The following is a 16,411-nucleotide window of genomic DNA, read 5'->3' as shown; positions in this document are numbered from 1 at the left end:
GCCGTGATCGATATCAGCGAATCCGTGATGCAGTTCCTGCTCGCCCTGATCGTCGCCGGCCCGCTCGTCGGCGCCGCCGCGGCCCTCCTGCCGGCCCCGCCCGGACTGAGGGGGAACTCCCCCGACCAGGCCGTGCTGCGCCACGGCGTCACCGTCACCGGCGTGATCCTGCTGGCCGCGATCGTCCTCGCGCTCGGCTTCGACCACGACCGGCCGTCGGCGATGCAGGCCACGACGGACGTCAGCTGGATCCCCGCGCTCGGCGTGCGCATCCACCTCGGTGTCGACGGCATCTCGCTCCCCCTCCTGCTCCTGACCGCGCTGCTGACCTTCCTCTGCGCGCTGTACAGCTACTTCAAGATGCCGTCGGGCCCGTCACCCAAGGCATTCGTCGCGCTGCTGCTCGTCCTCGAGTCCGGCACCCTCGCGACCTTCGCCGTCCTCGACCTGGTCCTGTTCTTCCTGGCCTTCGAGACGGTCCTCATCCCGATGTACTTCCTCATCGCCCGCTGGGGCGGCGAGGGGAGGCGGGCCGCCTCCTGGAAGTTCGTCCTCTACACGCTGCTCGGCTCGGTCGTGATGCTGCTCGGCCTCCTCCTCATCGGCATCAAGGCGGGCACGTTCGACATGGTGGCACTGGCCACCGACAACGGCCGGGGCCTGACCACGACGGTGCAGGTCGTCGCCGTTCTCGCGATCGGCCTCGGACTCGCGGTGAAGACCCCGATGTGGCCGCTGCACAGCTGGCTCCCGGACGCCCACACCGCCGCCCCGACCGTCGGCTCGGTCCTCCTCGCCGGCGTCCTGCTGAAGATGGGCACCTACGGGTTCGTCCGCATCGTGCTGCCGATCGCCCCCGACGGCATGCGCACCTTCGCCCCGTACCTCGCCGCCTTCGCCGTCGCCGGGATCATCTACGGATCGCTCGCCTGCCTCGCCCTCGTACGGCCCGGCAACAAGGGCGACCTCAAGCGCCTGATCGCGTACTCCTCCGTCGGCCACATGGGCTTCGTGCTCCTCGGCATCGCCACCATGACCCCCACCGGGGTCAACGGCGCCCTCTTCGCCAACATCGCCCACGGCCTCATCACCGGCCTGCTCTTCTTCCTGGTCGGCGCCCTCAAGGACCGCTACGGCACCGCCGACCTGGACACCCTCGCCGGGGCCACCGGCGCCGCCCTCTACGGCCGCGCCCCCCGTCTCGGCGCCCTCCTCGCCTTCGCCGCCGTCGCCTCCCTGGGACTGCCCGGCCTCGCCGGGTTCTGGGGCGAGATGCTCGCCCTGTTCGGCGCCTTCGACCCGGCCGAGGGCCTCAGCCGGCCCGCCTTCCTCACCTTCATGGCGATCGGCGGCCTCGGCACCCTCCTCACCGCCGCCTATCTGCTCCTCGTCGTCCGCCGCGTCTGCATGGGCGGCCCCCGCCCGGCCGGCGAGACGCCCATCGCCGACGTGCAGGGGTACGAGGTCGCCGCCTGGAGCCCGCTCGTCGCCCTCACCGTCCTCGCCGGACTGTGGCCCGCGGTCCTCCTCGGCCTCACCGACCCGGCCGTCCAGCAGCTGCTCGCCGGAGGAAAGCCGTGATGTCCCTCGTCCAGTCCGTCGACTGGCTCACGATCGCGCCGCCCACCCTCACCGCGGTGGTCGCGGTCGGCATCCTCGTCGCCGACCTCTTCGTCCCCGCCGCGCGCAAGCAGCTGCTCGGCTGGACCGCGGTCGGCGGCCTGGCCGCCGCCCTCGCGCTGCTCGTCCCGCTGCGGGCCGGCGACCGGTCGACCTTCTGCCTCACCCCCGACACCGGCCTGCGGGCGTGCAGCTACACCGCCGACCACTTCACCGTCGTCATCCAGTTCCTGGTGCTCGGCGGCGCGCTCGTGACCGCGCTGCTCTCGCTCGCCGACACCCGTGACAAGCTGCCCGTCGGCGAGTACTGGTTCCTGCTGCTGTCCTCCGCGGCCGGCGCCGCCCTGCTGCCCGCCTCCCGGGACCTGGCGACCCTCGTCGTCGCCCTCGAAGTGGCCTCGCTGCCCGCCTTCGCGCTGGTCGGCCTCAAGCGCGGCGACCGCATGTCCAGCGAGTCGGCCCTCAAGTTCTTCCTCTCCTCGGTCACCGCGACCGCCGTGACCCTGCTCGGCGTCAGCTTCGTCTACGCGGCGACCGGCACCCTCCACCTCACCGAGATCGCCCAGCGGCTCGGCGGGGTGCCGGGCCAGCTGCAGACCCTCGCCCAGGCGGGCGTGGTGCTCACCCTCGTCGGCTTCGCCTTCAAGACCGCCGCCGTGCCCTTCCACTTCTGGGTGCCCGACACCTACGTCGGAGCCCCGCTGCCCGTCGCCGCCTACCTGTCCGTGGTCGGCAAGGCCGTCGGCTTCACCGGGCTCATCCTGGTGACCGTCGTCGCCTTCCCCTCCTACGCGGACGTGTGGGGACCGGCGCTCGCCGTCCTGGCCGCGCTCACCATGACCGTCGGCAACGTGGCCGCCCTGCGGCAGGTCTCCACGCGCGCGTGGAGCGCGGTACGGCTGCTCGCCTGGTCCTCCGTCGCCCAGGCCGGCTACCTCCTGGTGCCGATCGCCGCCGCCGCGTACTCCAGCGACGACCAGATCGGCGCCACCGTCGCGTACGCCCTGATGTACGCCGTCGTGAACCTCGGCGCCTTCGCCGTCGTCGTGCTCGTCGCCCGGACCCGCCCGCAGGCCCGGATCTCCGACTTCCGCGGCCTGTACGCCGAGCGCCCCGGCGTCGCCCTCGCGCTCGGCTTCTTCCTGCTGAATCTGGCCGGACTGCCCCCGGGTATCATCGGCCTCTTCGCCAAGGTGACCGTCTTCTCGGCCGCCGTCGACGCCGGCCTCGGCTGGCTCGCCGTGATCATGGGCGTCAACGTCGTGATCGCCCTCTACTACTACCTGCGGTGGACGGCGCTGATCTTCCGTGCGCCCGAGGGCGCCGCCGACGGCGCCGTCACGCGGCTCGGGGCCCCCACCCCCGTCACCCTGGCGATCGCGCTGACCGCCGTCGCGGGCGTCGTCCTGTCGGGCTACCCGCAGATCGCCCTCCGCTTCGCGGCGAACAGCGTCTTCTGATCCCCCCACGGAAAAAACCCAAGGAGCAGTACCCCGTGCTGAACGGTTTCAAGGACTTCATACTTCGCGGGAACGTCGTCTCGATGGCCATCGGACTGGCCGTCGGCTCGGCCTTCACGGCCGTCGTGACCGGTTTCAGCAAGGCGTTCATCACCCCGCTCATCGGTCTCGCCACCGGCTCGGTCGGCGACTTCAGCGAGGCCAGCTTCACCGTCGGCAAGACCGTCTTCCCGTACGGTCTGGCGATCGCCGCCGCCATAGCGTTCGTCATCACCGCGGCCGTCCTCTACTTCCTGATCGTCGTCCCCATGTCGAAGATCCAGGAGAGGTTCGCCAAGGAGGAGGCGTCCGACCCGAAGTCCGAGAAGCGCGACTGCCCCCGCTGCTTCACCGAGATCCCGGCCATCGCCTCCCGCTGCGCCCACTGCACCAGCGAGGTCGAGCCGGTCTTCTCCCTCGCTGAGAAGATCCCCGCCGCCCGCTAGTCACCCGTACGGCCCACACGGCACCCCGTGCGGCCCGGGGAACCCGAGCCTTCCGCCTGGCGTTGACCAGGAGGGGAGGGTCCACTGGACGGTGGATCCCCATAGAGCAAAGGGTTCCCCTGCCGCACCACTTGGAGGGCGTACCGTGCACCGCCGGCACAACGGGCTGAGGACCGCCGTACTCCTCGGAGGGCTCTCGGCCCTCATCATCGTCATCGGCAGCTTCTTCGGGCGTACGGGCCTGATCGTCGCGCTCTTCGTGGCGATCGGCACCAACGCCTACGCGTACTGGAACAGCGACAAGCTGGCGCTGCGCGCCATGCGCGCACGTCCCGTGAGCGAGTTCGAGGCCCCGGCCCTCTACAAGATGGTCCGGGAGCTCTCGACCCAGGCCCGCCAGCCCATGCCGCGGCTCTACATCTCGCCCACCCAGGCGCCCAACGCCTTCGCCACCGGCCGCAACCCGCGCAACGCGGCCGTGTGCTGCACCGAGGGCATCCTCGCCATCCTGGACGAGCGCGAGCTGCGCGGGGTCATCGGCCACGAGCTGAGCCACGTCTACAACCGGGACATCCTGATCTCCTCGGTGGCCGGCGCGCTCGCCTCCGTGATCATGTTCCTGGTGAACTTCGCCTGGCTGATCCCGATCGGCCGCTCCAACGACGACGACGGCCCCGGGCTGCTCGGCATGCTGCTGATCATGATCCTGGGCCCGATCGCCGCCTCGGTCATCCAGCTCGCCATCTCCCGCTCCCGCGAGTACGAGGCGGACGCCTCCGGCGCCCAGCTCACCGGCGACCCGCTCGCCCTCGCCAGCGCCCTGCGCAAGCTGGAGGCGGGCACCAAGCAGCTTCCGCTGCCCCCCGAGCCGAAGATCGAGACCGCGAGCCACATGATGATCGCGAACCCGTTCCGCCCGGGACAGGGCCTCTCGAAGATGTTCTCCACCCACCCGCCGATGGCCGAGCGCATCGCCCGGCTCGAACAGATGGCAGGTCGACGCCCGTGAAGACAATCCTGAACGTCATCTGGCTGGTCCTCTGCGGATTCTGGATGTTCCTCGGCTACATGCTGGCGGGCGTCCTGCTCTGCATCACGATCATCGGCATCCCCTTCGGCCTCGCCGCCTTCCGGATCGGCGTCTACGCCCTGTGGCCCTTCGGGTACACGGTCGTCGACCGCCGCGACGCGGGCGCGCCCTCCTGCGTGGGCAACGTGCTGTGGCTGATCCTCGCCGGCTGGTGGCTGGCTCTCGGCCACATCACCACCGGCATCGCCCTGTGCATCACGATCATCGGCATCCCGCTCGGCATCGCGAACTTCAAGATGGTGCCGGTCTCGCTGCTGCCGCTGGGCAAGGAGATCGTCCGCACGGACCAGGCCGCCCACGGCTACCCGGTCCACTAGTGCGGGGAGTGCCGAACCCGAAGTACGCGCTGCTGTCCGGCGCGGACGTCCTCGCCCTGTGCGCCGACGTCGACGGCCTGTTCGCCGACCCCGCGCCGCCCGCCCGCGCCCGCTACGAGCTCCGCGGCTGCGAGCCGCGCGGCCCGCTCGCCCGGGCCGTCACCCAGGCCGTCGTGGAGGGCACCGCGCCCCAGGGCGAGCTCCTCGTGCGCACGGCGGACGGCGTGTCCCGCCTCCTGGACGTCCGCGTCCTCGGCATACGCGGCGACGTCGTCACCGTCGAGGCCCGCACCCCGCCCCTGCGCGAGCGGGACCGGCGGGACGCCGTCGACTGCGCCAACCTCATACGGGTCTCCCCCGAGGAGCCGGAGGAGGCGACGCACACCGAGGTCACCTTCCTCGGCTGCTCCCCGCGCGGGGCCCTGCGCGGCGCCGTGGAGTCCGGCGGGCCCGCGCTCCCCGGTCCCGTCACCTACGAGCGCCTGGCGCGGGCCGGCACGGCCGCCTCCGGCACCCGGGGCGCCCGGATCACCGGCTGGGCGCCGTCCGAGGGCGACGCGCACGCCCGGGCCGGACTGCTCGACCTGACCGTGCTCGTCGACCGCCGCGACCTGCGCCCGCCGGCCGTCGCGGACATCTGGGAGCTGTGGTGGGGGTGCCGCCCCGAGGAGCCCGGCACCTGGGCCCGCTTCCCCTCCGGGACCCGCGGCGCGTGGCTGGAACAGGCCAGGCGCCGCTCCGAGGTGCCGGACCCGCCGGCCGACACGTACCACCTCGACGGCACCCACGTCGTCGACGCGGACTCCTTCTGGTGCGCGCTGGGGGAGGCCTTCCTGGGCCCCGGCGGCTATCTCGCGGAGGACCTCGACCAGCTGCACCCGCCGTTCGAGCCGGGCACCACCCTCGTCTGGCACGACGCGCACGTCGCCCGCACCTGCCTCGGCGTGCTGCCCCGGACGCGGAACCGGCCGCCCACCTTCGAGGAGATCGTCGTCGCCCTGGCCTGCTCGGGCGTCACGGTCGAGTTCGCCTGACGGCGCCCACCACGGCGTACGCGACCGTCCCCGCCGCCAGGACGCCCACCCCGGCGAGGACGGCGCCCATCGGCAGCGCGAAGGCCAGCACGCCGCAGCCGAGCAGCCCGAGGGCGGCCAGCGGGCGTTCGCGGGGGCCGAGCGTCCAGGCGGCGGCGTTGGCTATGCCGTAGTAGACCAGGACGCCGAACGACGAGAAGCCGATCGCGCCCCGCACGTCGGCCGTCGCCGCCACCACGGCCACCACCGCGCCCACCGCGAGCTCCGCGTGGTGCGGCACCCCGAAGCGGGGGTGCACGGCGGCCAGCGGGGCCGGCAGATGCCCGTCCCTGGCCATCGCGAGGGTGGTCCGGGAGACGCCGAGGATCAGCGAGAGCAGCGCGCCGAGGGCCGCGAGCGCCGCGCCCGCGGTGACGGCCGGCACCAGCCAGGGCGCGCCCGCCGCGCGCGCGGCGTCGGCGAGCGGGGCCGCGGAGGCGGCCAGCCGGGGCGCGCCGAGGACGGCGAGGACGCTCAGGGCGACGGCCGCGTAGACGACGAGCGTGATGCCCAGGGCGATCGGCACGGCCCGGGGAATGGTCCGCTCCGGGTCGCGGACCTCCTCGCCGAGCGTCGCGATCCGCGCGTACCCGGCGAAGGCGAAGAACAGCAGCCCCGCCGCCTGCAGCACCCCGCCGGTCGGCACGTCCCCGTCGAGCCCGAGCCGCTCGGCCTGTCCGGCCCCCCGCGGAGACCGTCACGACGGCGGCGAGCACGGCCAGGACGAGCGCCACGATCACCCGGGTGAGGAGCGCCGACTTCTGCACGCCCCGGTAGTTCACGGCGGTGAGCGCGACCACGGCGGCGACCGCGACCGCGTGCGCCTGCTCCGGCCACAGGTAGGCGCCGACGGTGAGCGCCATGGCCGCGCAGGAGGCCGTCTTGCCGACGACGAAGGCCCAGCCCGCCAAGTACCCCCAGAACGGGCCCAGTCGTGCCCGCCCGTACACGTAGGTGCCGCCGGAGGCCGGGTAGCGGGCGGCGAGCCGGGCGGAGGCCGTGGCGTTGCAGTAGGCGACGACGGCGGCGGTCGCGAGCGCCGGCAGGAGTCCGGTGCCGGCCGCGTGGGCCGCCGGGCCCAGCGCCGCGAAGATCCCGGCGCCGAGCATCGAGCCGAGCCCGATGACGACGGCGTCGAACACCCCGAGGGAGCGGCGCAGTTCCTGTGTCATGGGCCGCACACTAGTCAGCGCGGCAACCGCGGGGGCCGACAGGGCGTCCTTCCTGGCATGAGCATCATCGGTTGGATCGTCCTCGGACTCCTCGCCGGAGTCATCGCCAAGATCCTGCTGCCCGGGCGGGACCCCGGCGGCCTGATCGGCACGACGCTGATCGGCGTCGTCGGCGCGTTCCTCGGCGGCTGGCTGTCGGCCCGCTTCCTCGACCGCCCGATCACCGCGGACTTCTACGACGGGGCGACCTGGCTGTCGGCGATCGGCGGCTCGCTGGTCCTCCTGATCGCGTACCGGGTCCTCTTCGGCCACTCGCGGGAACGCTAGGACCTCGGAGCCCTAGAGCCCCGTCTCGCGCAGGGTGATGTTCAGCCGCCCGCCGAGCCCCAGCGCGGGATCGGCCGTCCCGGCGTACACCCTGGGCACCCCGTGGTACGCGAACCTGGACGGCCCGCCGAAGACGAACAGGTCCCCGGAGGCCAACTCCACGTCGGTGTAGGGCCGTCCGCGGTCCTGCGTGTTCCCCAGCCGGAACACGCAGGTGTCGCCCAGGCTCAGCGACACCACCGGGGCGGCGGACCGCTCCTCCCTGTCCTGGTGCATGCCCATGCGCGCGCCGTCCGGGTAGAAGTTGACCAGCGCGGTGTCCGGCGCGAACCCGCCGTGGTCGCCGTACGCCTCGGCCAGCGCCTCGCGCCCCAGCTCGGCCAGCCAGCCCGGGAGTTCGACGGCGACGCCGTCCAGGTAGCGGTACGGCTCCCAGCGCCGGCCCAGGCAGAGCGAGCGCACCGACATCACCCCGCCGCCGGGCAGCACGGTCTGCCGGTACGGGACGGGCCCGCGCCCGAAGTCGCGGCAGGCGGCGACCAGTTCCCGCTGGCGCGCGAACGGCAGCCAGCCGGGGACGTGCACCGCCCCGGGCGCCGGTTCGGCCCGCTCGCGCGGGAACAGTCCCTCGCTCACGCGAGGGCCCCCTCCAGCCCCAGCAGGGCCTCCTTGCGCTCCAGCCCGGCCGCGTAGCCGCGCAGGCTCCCGTCCGCGCCGATGACCCGGTGGCAGGGCCGCACCACGAGCAGCGGATTGCGTCCGATCGCGGTGCCCACGGCCCGCACGGCGGCGCCGGAGGCCCCGACCCGCCGGGCGACGTCGCCGTACGACACGGTCGTCCCGTACGGGATCTCCTCCAGGGCGGCCCACACCCGGCGCTGGAAGTCGGTCCCGCCCCCGGCGAGGAGCAGGTCGAAGGAGTCCCGCTCGCCGGCGAAGTACTCCCCGAGCTGCCGCACGGCCTCCTCGAAGGCCGCCGGATCGCGGACCCACCCCTCCTCGACCGTCGCGCCCCCCTTCTGGCCGGGCAGCGAGAGCGAGCGCAACGCGGTACGGCCCCCTTCGGCGAGCTCTCCGACCAGGAGCATCTCGCCCAGGGGGCCGTCGGTGTACGCGTACACGGTGATCTCGTCGATGACGTCCATGACTCCAGTGTGCGATTCCCGCCGGCCTCCGGCTGGCGGTTTTCGGACGCCGAACCGGGTGCTTACCGGTAGTTCACGAACTGCAGGGCGAAGTCGAAGTCCTTGCCCTTGAGCAGCGCGATGATCGCCTGCAGGTCGTCCCTGCTCTTCGAGGTGACCCGCAGCTCCTCGCCCTGCACCTGGGCCTTCACGCCCTTGGGGCCCTCGTCGCGGATGACCTTGGAGACCTTCTTGGCGTTCTCCTGGGAGATGCCCTCGACGATCGAGGCGAAGAGCTTGTACTCCTTGCCGGACAGCTGCGGCTCGCCCGCCACGTCCAGCGACTTCAGCGAGATGCCGCGCTTGATCAGCTTGGTCTGGAAGATGTCGAGGATCGCCTTGACCCGCTCCTCGCCGTTCGCCTCCATCAGGATCTTCTCGCCCGACCACGAGATCGAGGCGTTGGTGCCCTTGAAGTCGTAGCGCTGCTGGATCTCCTTGGCGGCCTGGTTGAGGGCGTTGTCGACCTCCTGCCGATCGACCTTGGAGACGATGTCGAAACTGGAGTCGGCCATGGGGTGAGGCTCCTTGCTCGGATGCGTTCGGGTACAGCACAAAGCGTAGCCACCCGGACCGCCGCGAACCCGTGATCAATCCGGTGGCGAAGCACCCCTGGGGATCAGGTATCGTTTACGTCGTTGCCAAGGAGCACCGCCGAAAAGCGGCCATCCGAAGCAGCGATCCCATGGCGGTGTGCCCGAGTGGCCAATGGGAGCGGACTGTAAATCCGTCGGCTTAGCCTACCCAGGTTCGAATCCTGGCGCCGCCACATGGAAGGAACGGCCCCCGATCTGCGGAAACGCGGATCGGGGGCCGTTCCGCGTTTCCGCGGTCGTTCAGCCCAGGTCCTCGCGGACGTGGTGCAGGTAGGCGAAGTCGTGGTCGTCGCGACGGGTCTTCAGCGGGCGGATGGGGGCCGTGGCCACGTTGACCGCGTAGGCGCCCGCCGTGGCCGCCGTCACCGTGGCCCAGCCGGGGAGCGAGGCCGCGGCGCCGGCGGCGCCCGTGAGGGCGACGGCGACGGTGATCAGGCGGGTGCGCCAGGCCAGGCGGAGGGCGGTGCCGGCCGCGCGGTAGTCGGCCGCCGCCGCGGACAGCTCGCGCTCCAGCTCGCCGAGGACCTCGGCGGGGTGGGCGTAGTCGCGGCGCAGCTCGCCCAGGAGGCGGTGGACGGCCCGCAGCAGCCGGTGCCGCTCGTCCGCGTGGCGCTCCCGGAAGGCCAGCACCGCCGAGAGCGGCGTGCCCGGGGCCGGGAGCGGCAGGACGCGGCCCAGGTCCACCTCGTAGCCGCCGCTCAGGGTCCCGGGGGGACAGCTCCCGCGCGGCCCGGTGCGCGACGCGAGCGTCGGTGTACGGGATGTACGCCGTGGTGTCGCGGCTCGCCTCCGCGGCGGCGATCCGCGCAGCCGCCCCGATGACCGTCTGCGCGGTCTCCGCGGTCACGGCGATGGACCAGCGGCCCGACAGCCGGGTACCGAGCCCCAGGGAGACGAGGTGCCGCTCCAGGGACCACGACCACTTGGAGGAGTTGATGTACGCGTCGAAGGGCGCGGGGGCCGCCGCCTGACGCTCCGCCAGCCGCCGCAGCGCGACGCGGATCCGGTCCGTGAACTCCCGGTCGGGCAGGGCCTGGTCGAAGAGCCGGTAGTGGTCCATCGGGTGGTACAGCCCGAGCTGTTCGAGTTCCGCGAGTTCCGGGCTCGTCGCGGCCCGCCGGACCTGGCGGTCCAGCGGCGTGACGGACGCCAGGGCGTCCCAGTAGAGCAGCGCCTGGTGGACGACCTCCGGCGGCGGCGAGACGAGCGGGTAGTAGAGCAGGACGCGCATGTGCTGGACCCCCCGGTGCGGCGTGGAGGGTCCAAGCTACGCCCGGCGGGGGTCAGTTGCCCGCGACGTCCTTCACCGCCACCGTGACCGGGACCGAGCCCGAGATCAGTTCGAGGGTCAGGCCCGCCGTCGCCGGGGTCTCCAGCAGCTCGGCCAGCACCGCCGCCACGTCGTCGCGGGGGACCGGGCCGCGGCCCGTGCGGGCCTCCAGGCGGACCAGGCCCGTACCCGCGTCGTCGGTGAGCATCCCGGGGCGCAGGACCGTCCAGTCGAGCCCCGTGCGGGCGCGTACGGCGTCGTCCGCGGCACCCTTGGCGCGCAGATAGGCGTCGAAGACCGCGTCGCCCTCGTGGGCCGCGTCCGCGCCCATCGACGAGACCACGAGGAAGCGGCGCACGCCTGCCCGTTCGGCCGCGTCGGCGAAGAGGACCGCCGCCGCGCGGTCCACCGTGTCCTTGCGGTCCGCGCCGCTGCCCGCGCCCGCGCCCGCCGCGAAGACGGCCGCGTCCGCGCCCTGGAGGATCCCGGCGACCTCCTCCACGGAGGCCGACTCCAGGTCCATGAGCGCCGGTTCCGCACCCGCCTCCCGCAGGGCCGCGCCCTGTTCGGGACGGCGGATGACGCCCACCGGTTCGTGCCCGGCAGCGGCGAGCAGCCGCTCCAGGCGCAGGGCGATCTGTCCGTGTCCACCAGCGATGACTACGCGCATACCCCGACCGTACGACTCAGCGGGCCGCGTTGCTCCCCGGATCGGGCCGCTCAGGGCGTGTCTGCCTCGGCAGGTCCAACGCCGCCGCCGAATCGCAGTACTCCCGCACCGCGCTGGTCCGCGCCACCACCCGGCCCCGGTGCACCACGATCCGGCTGTACGCGAGGGACAGCACGCCCGCCAGCCGCTCGCCCCGCACCGCCAGCAGCTCCGCCGGGAAGCCCGCCTCCACCCGCACCTCCGGCAGGCCCATCGCCGCCCGCGCGTCCGTGCTGACCGCCGCGTACGCCGCCCCGGCCGGCAGTCCGGCCACCGAGGCCAGCAGATAGGCGGCCTCCAGCGGGTCCCCGCGCCCCACCGGGTTGGAGACGTCCCGCAGCGCCCCGCTGCCCGCCGCGACCCGCACCCCGGCCGCCCGCAGCAGCCGCACCGGGGCCGTCCCGCGCCGCTCGGTGGCCCCGCAGCCGCCCTGGGGCAGCGTGACCACCGTCACCCCGGCCGCCGCCAGCCGGTCCGCCGCCCGCCGGGCCGCGTCCGGGGCCGGCCGCCCCAGCCCCGCGCAGGGCCCGATCGTCACCCCGGGCCGCAGCCCGCCGGCCATCGCCGCCAGCCGGGCCAGCCGGGCCGGGTCCTCGCCGTCGGTGTGCAGGTCCACCGGGCAGCCGTGCTCGGCGGCCACCTCCAGCACCGCCTCCACGTACCCGGTCGGATCCGGGTCCAGGTCCGGGCAGCCGCCGACCACCCCGGCGCCCATCTTCACCGCGTCCCGCAGCATCGCCAGGCCGTCGGCCCCGGCCGCCCCGGTGAGCAGCCGGGGCACCGCCACGGCCGTCAGGTCGACCAGGCCGCGCAGCGAGCGCCGCGCCTGGAGCACGGCCTCCAGCGGCCCGAGGCCGTGCACGTCCCCGATCCGCACCTGGGCGCGCTGCGCGGTGGCCCCGTGCCCGAGCTGGAAGAGCGCCGCCTCGGTGGCCCGCCGCTGGACGTCCTCGGGGGCGTACGAGACGGGGCCGGGGGAGTCCGCGGTGAGGGCGGTGTCGGCGTGCGCGTGGGGCTCGGCCGGAGCGGGCAGCAGCAGGTAGCCGGCGAGGTCGACCCGGGCGCCGACGGCCGCGAGGCTGCCGGCCGTGCCGACCGCCTCGATCCGGCCGCCGCCGAGCCGTACGTCCACGGTGCGCCCGTCGGTCAGCCGCGCGTTGCAGAGCAGCAGCGACGCGGCGTCGGCGGTGGCCGCGGCACGGTCCTCGGGCGACGGCTGGGGCTGCTTGCTGTCGGCTGACAATCGGGCTCCTCTGGGCTCCGGGCCACCGCTGGCCAAGATCAAGATCACGCAGCGTGCGCCCGAGCCTAGGGGCGCCCACGGCCGCCTTCGAGGAGGAGCGCAATAGTCGTACTGATGAGGGCACGAGTGGCCTAGGAGGCTGCCGGGAAGCGGCCTCGCAGGTGGCCGGGGAAACGGATTTGGGTGATGGGCGGAGGACCGTGTAATGTCTTCCTCGCTCGCCCCAATAGCTCAGTCGGCAGAGCGTCTCCATGGTAAGGAGAAGGTCTACGGTTCGATTCCGTATTGGGGCTCTGGTGAGAAGGACCCACCTTCGGGTGGGATCCGGATCATCAAAGCGGTGTAGCTCAGTCGGTAGAGCAAGCGGCTCATAATCGCTGTGTCACCGGTTCAAGTCCGGTCACCGCTACACGCAGTAGCCGATTGTGGGGTCGGTCCTACGATCGGCTACTATTTTCTGCGTTCATCCGTCAATCCGTCCGTCAAGGAGCACTCACGTGGCTGCCACCGACGTCCGCCCGAAGATCACGCTGGCCTGCGTGGAGTGCAAGGAGCGGAACTACATCACCAAGAAGAACCGGCGTAACAACCCGGACCGTCTTGAGATGAAGAAGCACTGCCCTCGCTGCAACTCGCACACCGCGCACCGCGAGACGCGCTAATCAGGCTCGTACACGAGGCCGTCCCCTTTGGGGACGGCCTCGTGTCGTTTGTACAGGCAACACACCAGGAGGTATCGAGGCCATGGCGCTCGACCAGTCCTTCGTGGGCCGGACCTATCCGCCCACCGCGCCGTACGAAGTCGGCCGCGAGAAGATCCGCGAGTTCGCCGAGGCGATCGGGGACGCGAATTCCGCGTACACCGACCAGGAGGCCGCCAAGGCGCTCGGCCACCCGGACGTGATCGCCCCGCCGACCTTCGTCTTCGCGATCACCTTCAAGGCCGCGGGCCAGGTCATCGAGGACCCGCAGCTGGGTCTGGACTACAGCCGGGTGGTGCACGGCGACCAGAAGTTCGCCTACACCCGCCCGGTGCGGGCCGGGGACCGCCTCTCGGTCACCTCGACCATCGAGGCGATCAAGTCCCTCGCCGGCAACGACATCCTGGACATCCGCGGCGAGGTCCACGACGAGACCGGCGAGCACGTCGTCACCGCCTGGACCAAGCTCGTGTCCCGCGCGCCCGAGGAGGCCTGACCGTGACCGCGAAGATCGCTTACGACGAGGTCGAGGTCGGCACCGAGCTGCCCGCGCAGTCCTTCCCGGTGACCCGCGCCACGCTCGTGCAGTACGCCGGCGCCTCCGGTGACTTCAACCCGATCCACTGGAACGAGAAGTTCGCCCGCGAGGTCGGCCTCCCCGACGTCATCGCCCACGGCATGTTCACCATGGCCGAGGCGATCCGCGTCGTCACCGACTGGACCGGCGACCCGGCCGCCGTCGTCGAGTACGGCGTCCGCTTCACCAAGCCGGTCGTCGTCCCCAACGACGACGAGGGCGCCGTGATCGAGGTCTCCGCCAAGGTGGCCGCCAAGCTGGACGACCAGCAGGTCCGCGTCGACCTCGTCGCGACCTCGGCCGGCCAGAAGGTGCTGGGCATGTCCCGCGCTGTGGTCAAGCTCGCCTGACGACCCCGGAGACACGGGCCCCTTCCGTACGGGAGGGGCCCGTACCCTTGAGCCCGTGCAGCAGCTCAACGACGCCCCCCTCGCCCCCCTGACCACCTTCAGGCTCGGCGGGCCCGCCACCCGGCTCGTCACCGCCACCACGGACGACGAGGTGATCGCCGCCGTCCGCGAGGCCGACGCCTCCGGCACGCCGCTGCTCGTCATCGGCGGCGGATCCAACCTGGTCATCGGCGACAAGGGCTTCGACGGCACCGCCCTGCACGTCGCCACGACCGGCTTCTCCCTCGACGGCACCCGTCTGGAGCTGGCCGCCGGAGAGGTCTGGACGGACGCCGTCGCGCGGACCGTCGAGGCCGGGCTCGCCGGGATCGAGTGCCTCGCCGGCATCCCCGGCTCCGCGGGCGCCACCCCCATCCAGAACGTCGGCGCCTACGGCCAGGACGTCTCCGCCACCGTCACCGAGGTCGTCGCGTACGACCGGCGGGCCGAGGAGACGGTCACCCTCACCAACGCCGAGTGCGCCTTCTCGTACCGCCACAGCCGCTTCAAGGACCAGCCCGACCGCTACGTCGTGCTCCGGGTCCGCTTCGAGCTGGAGGACGCCGACGGGATGTCCGCGCCGATCGCCTACCCGGAGACCGCCCGCGCCCTCGGCGTCGAGGCCGGCGACCGGGTGCCCCTCACGCGGGCCCGGGAGACCGTCCTGCGGCTGCGGGCGGGCAAGGGCATGGTCCTGGACCCGGAGGACCACGACACGTGGTCGGCCGGCTCCTTCTTCACCAACCCGATCCTCACGGCGGAGCAGTACGCGACCTTCCTCACCCGGGTCGCCGAGCGCCTCGGGCCCGAGACCGCCCCGCCCGCCTACCCCGCGGGCGCGGACGGCGCCGTGAAGACCTCCGCCGCCTGGCTGATCGACAAGGCCGGCTTCGTGAAGGGCTACGGCTCCGGGCCCGCCCGGATCTCCACCAAGCACACCCTCGCCCTCACCAACCGCGGCGAGGCGACCACCGAGGACCTGCTCGCGCTCGCCCGCGAGGTCGTCGCCGGGGTACGGGACGCCTTCGGGGTCACCCTCGTCAACGAGCCCGTGACCGTCGGCGTCCGGCTCTAGGCCGGGCCGCGGGGATCAGCCGGCCGGCGCCGCCAGCCAGTCGTCGATCCCCGCGAGCATCCGCGTGCGCACGTCCTCCGGGGCCGCCGAGCCCCGCACGGACTGCCGGGCCAGCTCCGCCAGCTCCGCGTCCGTGAAGCCGTGGTGGACGCGGGCGATCTCGTACTGCGCCGCCAGCCGGGAGCCGAACAGCAGCGGGTCGTCCGCGCCCAGCGCCATCGGCACCCCGGCGTCGAACAGGGTCCGCAGCGGCACGTCCTCCGGCTTCTCGTACACCCCGAGCGCCACGTTGGACGCCGGGCACACCTCGCAGGTCACCCCGCGCTCCGCCAGCTTCCGCAGCAGCCGCGGGTCCTCGGCCGCCCGGACGCCGTGCCCGACCCGGGCCGCCCGCAGGTCGTCCAGGCAGTCCCGTACGGACGAGGGGCCGGTCAGCTCGCCGCCGTGCGGGGCCGCCAGCAGGCCGCCCTCGCGCGCGATGGCGAAGGCCCGGTCGAAGTCGCGCGCCATGCCCCGCCGCTCGTCGTTGGAGAGCCCGAAGCCGACCACGCCCCGGTCCGCGTACCGCACGGCCAGCCGGGCCAGCGTGCGCGCCTCCAGGGGGTGCTTCATGCGGTTCGCGGCGATCAGCACCCGCATCCCGAGCCCGGTCTCCCGCGCGGCCGCCTCCACGGAGTCCAGGATGATCTCCATGGCCGGGATCAGACCCCCGAGCAGCGGCGCGTACGAGGTGGGGTCGACCTGGATCTCCAGCCAGCCCGAGCCGTCGCGGACGTCCTCCTGCGCCGCCTCGCGCACCAGCCGCTGGATGTCCTCCGGCTCGCGCAGGCAGGAGCGGGCGAGGTCGTAGAGCCGCTGGAAGCGGAACCAGCCGCGCTCGTCGGTGGCCCGCAGCTTCGGCGGCGTGCCGCTCTTCAGCGCCTCGGGGAGGTGCACCCCGTACTTGTCGGCCAGTTCGATCAGGGTCGAGGGGCGCATCGAACCCGTGAAGTGCAGGTGCAGATGGGCCTTGGGCAGTGTGGCGAGGTCGCGGTAAACGTGCTCCATCGACCGATCTTGCCGCACCCGAATGGACGAGGACAGTCCCTTTCCCCGATCGGGACCTTGCTAGAACGCAAAAACG

At 72.9% G+C, this 16,411-nt stretch carries 19 protein-coding genes, 3 tRNA genes and 1 pseudogene; 15 read left to right on the top strand and 8 right to left on the bottom strand.

Going from position 1 to position 16,411, the window contains the following annotated elements:
• Window positions 1-27 precede the first annotated feature (27 nt).
• From ABD981_RS16895 to ABD981_RS16870, 6 genes are all read left to right on the top strand, one after another.
• Window positions 28-1,581, top strand: a complete 1,554-nt coding sequence (locus tag ABD981_RS16895) for a complex I subunit 4 family protein (protein WP_046908892.1) — start codon at window positions 28-30, stop codon at window positions 1,579-1,581.
• Window positions 1,581-3,080 carry an NADH-quinone oxidoreductase subunit N gene (locus ABD981_RS16890; protein ID WP_046908893.1) on the top strand — a complete coding sequence of 500 codons (1,500 nt, stop codon included), beginning with the start codon at window positions 1,581-1,583 and terminating at the stop codon, window positions 3,078-3,080. Before ABD981_RS16895 ends, ABD981_RS16890 begins: the two co-directional genes overlap by 1 nt.
• Window positions 3,081-3,115: 35 nt before the next feature.
• Entirely contained in the window at window positions 3,116-3,565 is a 450-nt protein-coding gene (mscL, locus tag ABD981_RS16885) for a large conductance mechanosensitive channel protein MscL (RefSeq protein WP_046908894.1), read from the top strand.
• 145 nt (window positions 3,566-3,710) lie between these two features.
• Window positions 3,711-4,574 (top strand): zinc metalloprotease HtpX, encoded by an 864-nt coding sequence (htpX, locus tag ABD981_RS16880; protein ID WP_046908895.1) that lies wholly within the window; start codon window positions 3,711-3,713, stop codon window positions 4,572-4,574.
• Entirely contained in the window at window positions 4,571-4,972 is a 402-nt protein-coding gene (locus ABD981_RS16875) for a YccF domain-containing protein (protein ID WP_046908896.1), read from the top strand. The genes htpX and ABD981_RS16875 overlap by 4 nt, the downstream gene beginning before the upstream one ends.
• An 8-nt stretch (window positions 4,973-4,980) precedes the next feature.
• Complete coding sequence (locus tag ABD981_RS16870) at window positions 4,981-6,006, top strand: barstar family protein (protein WP_046908914.1); 1,026 nt, start codon at window positions 4,981-4,983, stop codon at window positions 6,004-6,006.
• On the opposite strand, the pseudogene ABD981_RS16865 reads toward ABD981_RS16870, so the two are convergent.
• A pseudogene (locus ABD981_RS16865) lies at window positions 5,987-7,217 on the bottom strand (APC family permease). The gene ABD981_RS16870 and the pseudogene ABD981_RS16865 overlap by 20 nt on opposite strands.
• A gap of 57 nt (window positions 7,218-7,274) precedes the next feature.
• On the opposite strand from ABD981_RS16865, the gene ABD981_RS16860 reads away from it, so the two are divergent.
• Window positions 7,275-7,544, top strand: coding sequence for a GlsB/YeaQ/YmgE family stress response membrane protein (locus ABD981_RS16860; protein ID WP_046908898.1), 270 nt, complete (start codon window positions 7,275-7,277; stop codon window positions 7,542-7,544).
• Between the two features lie 12 nt (window positions 7,545-7,556).
• On the opposite strand, the gene ABD981_RS16855 is transcribed toward ABD981_RS16860, so the two are convergent.
• The 3 genes from ABD981_RS16855 to ABD981_RS16845 all read right to left on the bottom strand — a co-directional run bounded on the left by ABD981_RS16855 (window position 7,557) and on the right by ABD981_RS16845 (window position 9,243).
• A complete protein-coding gene (locus ABD981_RS16855; protein WP_046908899.1) occupies window positions 7,557-8,180 on the bottom strand; it encodes an alpha-ketoglutarate-dependent dioxygenase AlkB family protein in 624 nt (207 codons plus the stop codon).
• A complete protein-coding gene (locus ABD981_RS16850) occupies window positions 8,177-8,689 on the bottom strand; it encodes a methylated-DNA--[protein]-cysteine S-methyltransferase (protein WP_205628203.1) in 513 nt (170 codons plus the stop codon). Before ABD981_RS16850 ends, ABD981_RS16855 begins: the two co-directional genes overlap by 4 nt.
• A gap of 62 nt (window positions 8,690-8,751) precedes the next feature.
• Entirely contained in the window at window positions 8,752-9,243 is a 492-nt protein-coding gene (locus ABD981_RS16845) for a YajQ family cyclic di-GMP-binding protein (RefSeq protein ID WP_046908900.1), read from the bottom strand.
• 172 nt (window positions 9,244-9,415) lie between these two features.
• On the opposite strand from ABD981_RS16845, the gene ABD981_RS16840 reads away from it, so the two are divergent.
• Window positions 9,416-9,497 (top strand) — tRNA-Tyr (locus tag ABD981_RS16840).
• 67 nt (window positions 9,498-9,564) lie between these two features.
• Here the strand turns inward: ABD981_RS16840 and ABD981_RS16835 are convergent.
• Window positions 9,565-10,008: a DUF6236 family protein gene (locus tag ABD981_RS16835; RefSeq protein WP_345529706.1), complete on the bottom strand. Its 444-nt coding sequence runs from the start codon at window positions 10,006-10,008 to the stop codon at window positions 9,565-9,567.
• Window positions 10,009-10,085: 77 nt separating this feature from the next.
• Here ABD981_RS16835 and ABD981_RS16830 point away from each other — a divergent pair, with 77 nt between their 5' ends.
• Complete coding sequence (locus ABD981_RS16830; RefSeq protein ID WP_345529704.1) at window positions 10,086-10,295, top strand: hypothetical protein; 210 nt, start codon at window positions 10,086-10,088, stop codon at window positions 10,293-10,295.
• Window positions 10,296-10,607: 312 nt separating this feature from the next.
• On the opposite strand, the gene ABD981_RS16825 is transcribed toward ABD981_RS16830, so the two are convergent.
• Both ABD981_RS16825 and ABD981_RS16820 read right to left on the bottom strand, forming a co-directional pair.
• Window positions 10,608-11,264, bottom strand: a complete 657-nt coding sequence (locus tag ABD981_RS16825) for an NAD(P)H-binding protein (protein WP_046908902.1) — start codon at window positions 11,262-11,264, stop codon at window positions 10,608-10,610.
• A gap of 16 nt (window positions 11,265-11,280) precedes the next feature.
• On the bottom strand, window positions 11,281-12,546 hold the full coding sequence (locus tag ABD981_RS16820; protein ID WP_345529702.1) for an amidohydrolase family protein: 1,266 nt from the start codon (window positions 12,544-12,546) through the stop codon (window positions 11,281-11,283).
• A 220-nt stretch (window positions 12,547-12,766) separates the two neighbouring features.
• On the opposite strand from ABD981_RS16820, the gene ABD981_RS16815 reads away from it, so the two are divergent.
• From ABD981_RS16815 to ABD981_RS16790, 6 genes are all read left to right on the top strand, one after another.
• Window positions 12,767-12,839: transfer RNA gene (locus tag ABD981_RS16815), tRNA-Thr, on the top strand.
• 43 nt (window positions 12,840-12,882) lie between these two features.
• A tRNA-Met gene (locus tag ABD981_RS16810) sits at window positions 12,883-12,955 on the top strand.
• Between the two features lie 88 nt (window positions 12,956-13,043).
• Window positions 13,044-13,208 carry a 50S ribosomal protein L33 gene (gene rpmG / locus ABD981_RS16805; RefSeq protein ID WP_003956487.1) on the top strand — a complete coding sequence of 55 codons (165 nt, stop codon included), beginning with the start codon at window positions 13,044-13,046 and terminating at the stop codon, window positions 13,206-13,208.
• Between the two features lie 82 nt (window positions 13,209-13,290).
• A complete protein-coding gene (locus tag ABD981_RS16800) occupies window positions 13,291-13,743 on the top strand; it encodes a MaoC family dehydratase N-terminal domain-containing protein (RefSeq protein ID WP_046912509.1) in 453 nt (150 codons plus the stop codon).
• A 2-nt stretch (window positions 13,744-13,745) separates the two neighbouring features.
• Window positions 13,746-14,174: a MaoC family dehydratase gene (locus tag ABD981_RS16795; protein ID WP_046912508.1), complete on the top strand. Its 429-nt coding sequence runs from the start codon at window positions 13,746-13,748 to the stop codon at window positions 14,172-14,174.
• Window positions 14,155-15,288, top strand: coding sequence for a UDP-N-acetylmuramate dehydrogenase (locus ABD981_RS16790; protein WP_345530459.1), 1,134 nt, complete (start codon window positions 14,155-14,157; stop codon window positions 15,286-15,288). The genes ABD981_RS16795 and ABD981_RS16790 overlap by 20 nt, the downstream gene beginning before the upstream one ends.
• Window positions 15,289-15,303: 15 nt before the next feature.
• Here ABD981_RS16790 and ABD981_RS16785 read toward each other — a convergent pair whose 3' ends face one another.
• Complete coding sequence (locus ABD981_RS16785) at window positions 15,304-16,335, bottom strand: adenosine deaminase (protein ID WP_046908209.1); 1,032 nt, start codon at window positions 16,333-16,335, stop codon at window positions 15,304-15,306.
• Between the last annotated feature and the right edge of the window lie 76 nt (window positions 16,336-16,411).

Origin of the sequence: Streptomyces showdoensis, assembly GCF_039535475.1 — a bacterium.
Taxonomy (GTDB): Bacteria; Actinomycetota; Actinomycetes; order Streptomycetales; family Streptomycetaceae; genus Streptomyces; species Streptomyces showdoensis.
The sequence above is the reverse complement of the archived record's forward strand: the minus strand, read 5'-3'. Positions and strand labels throughout refer to the sequence as shown.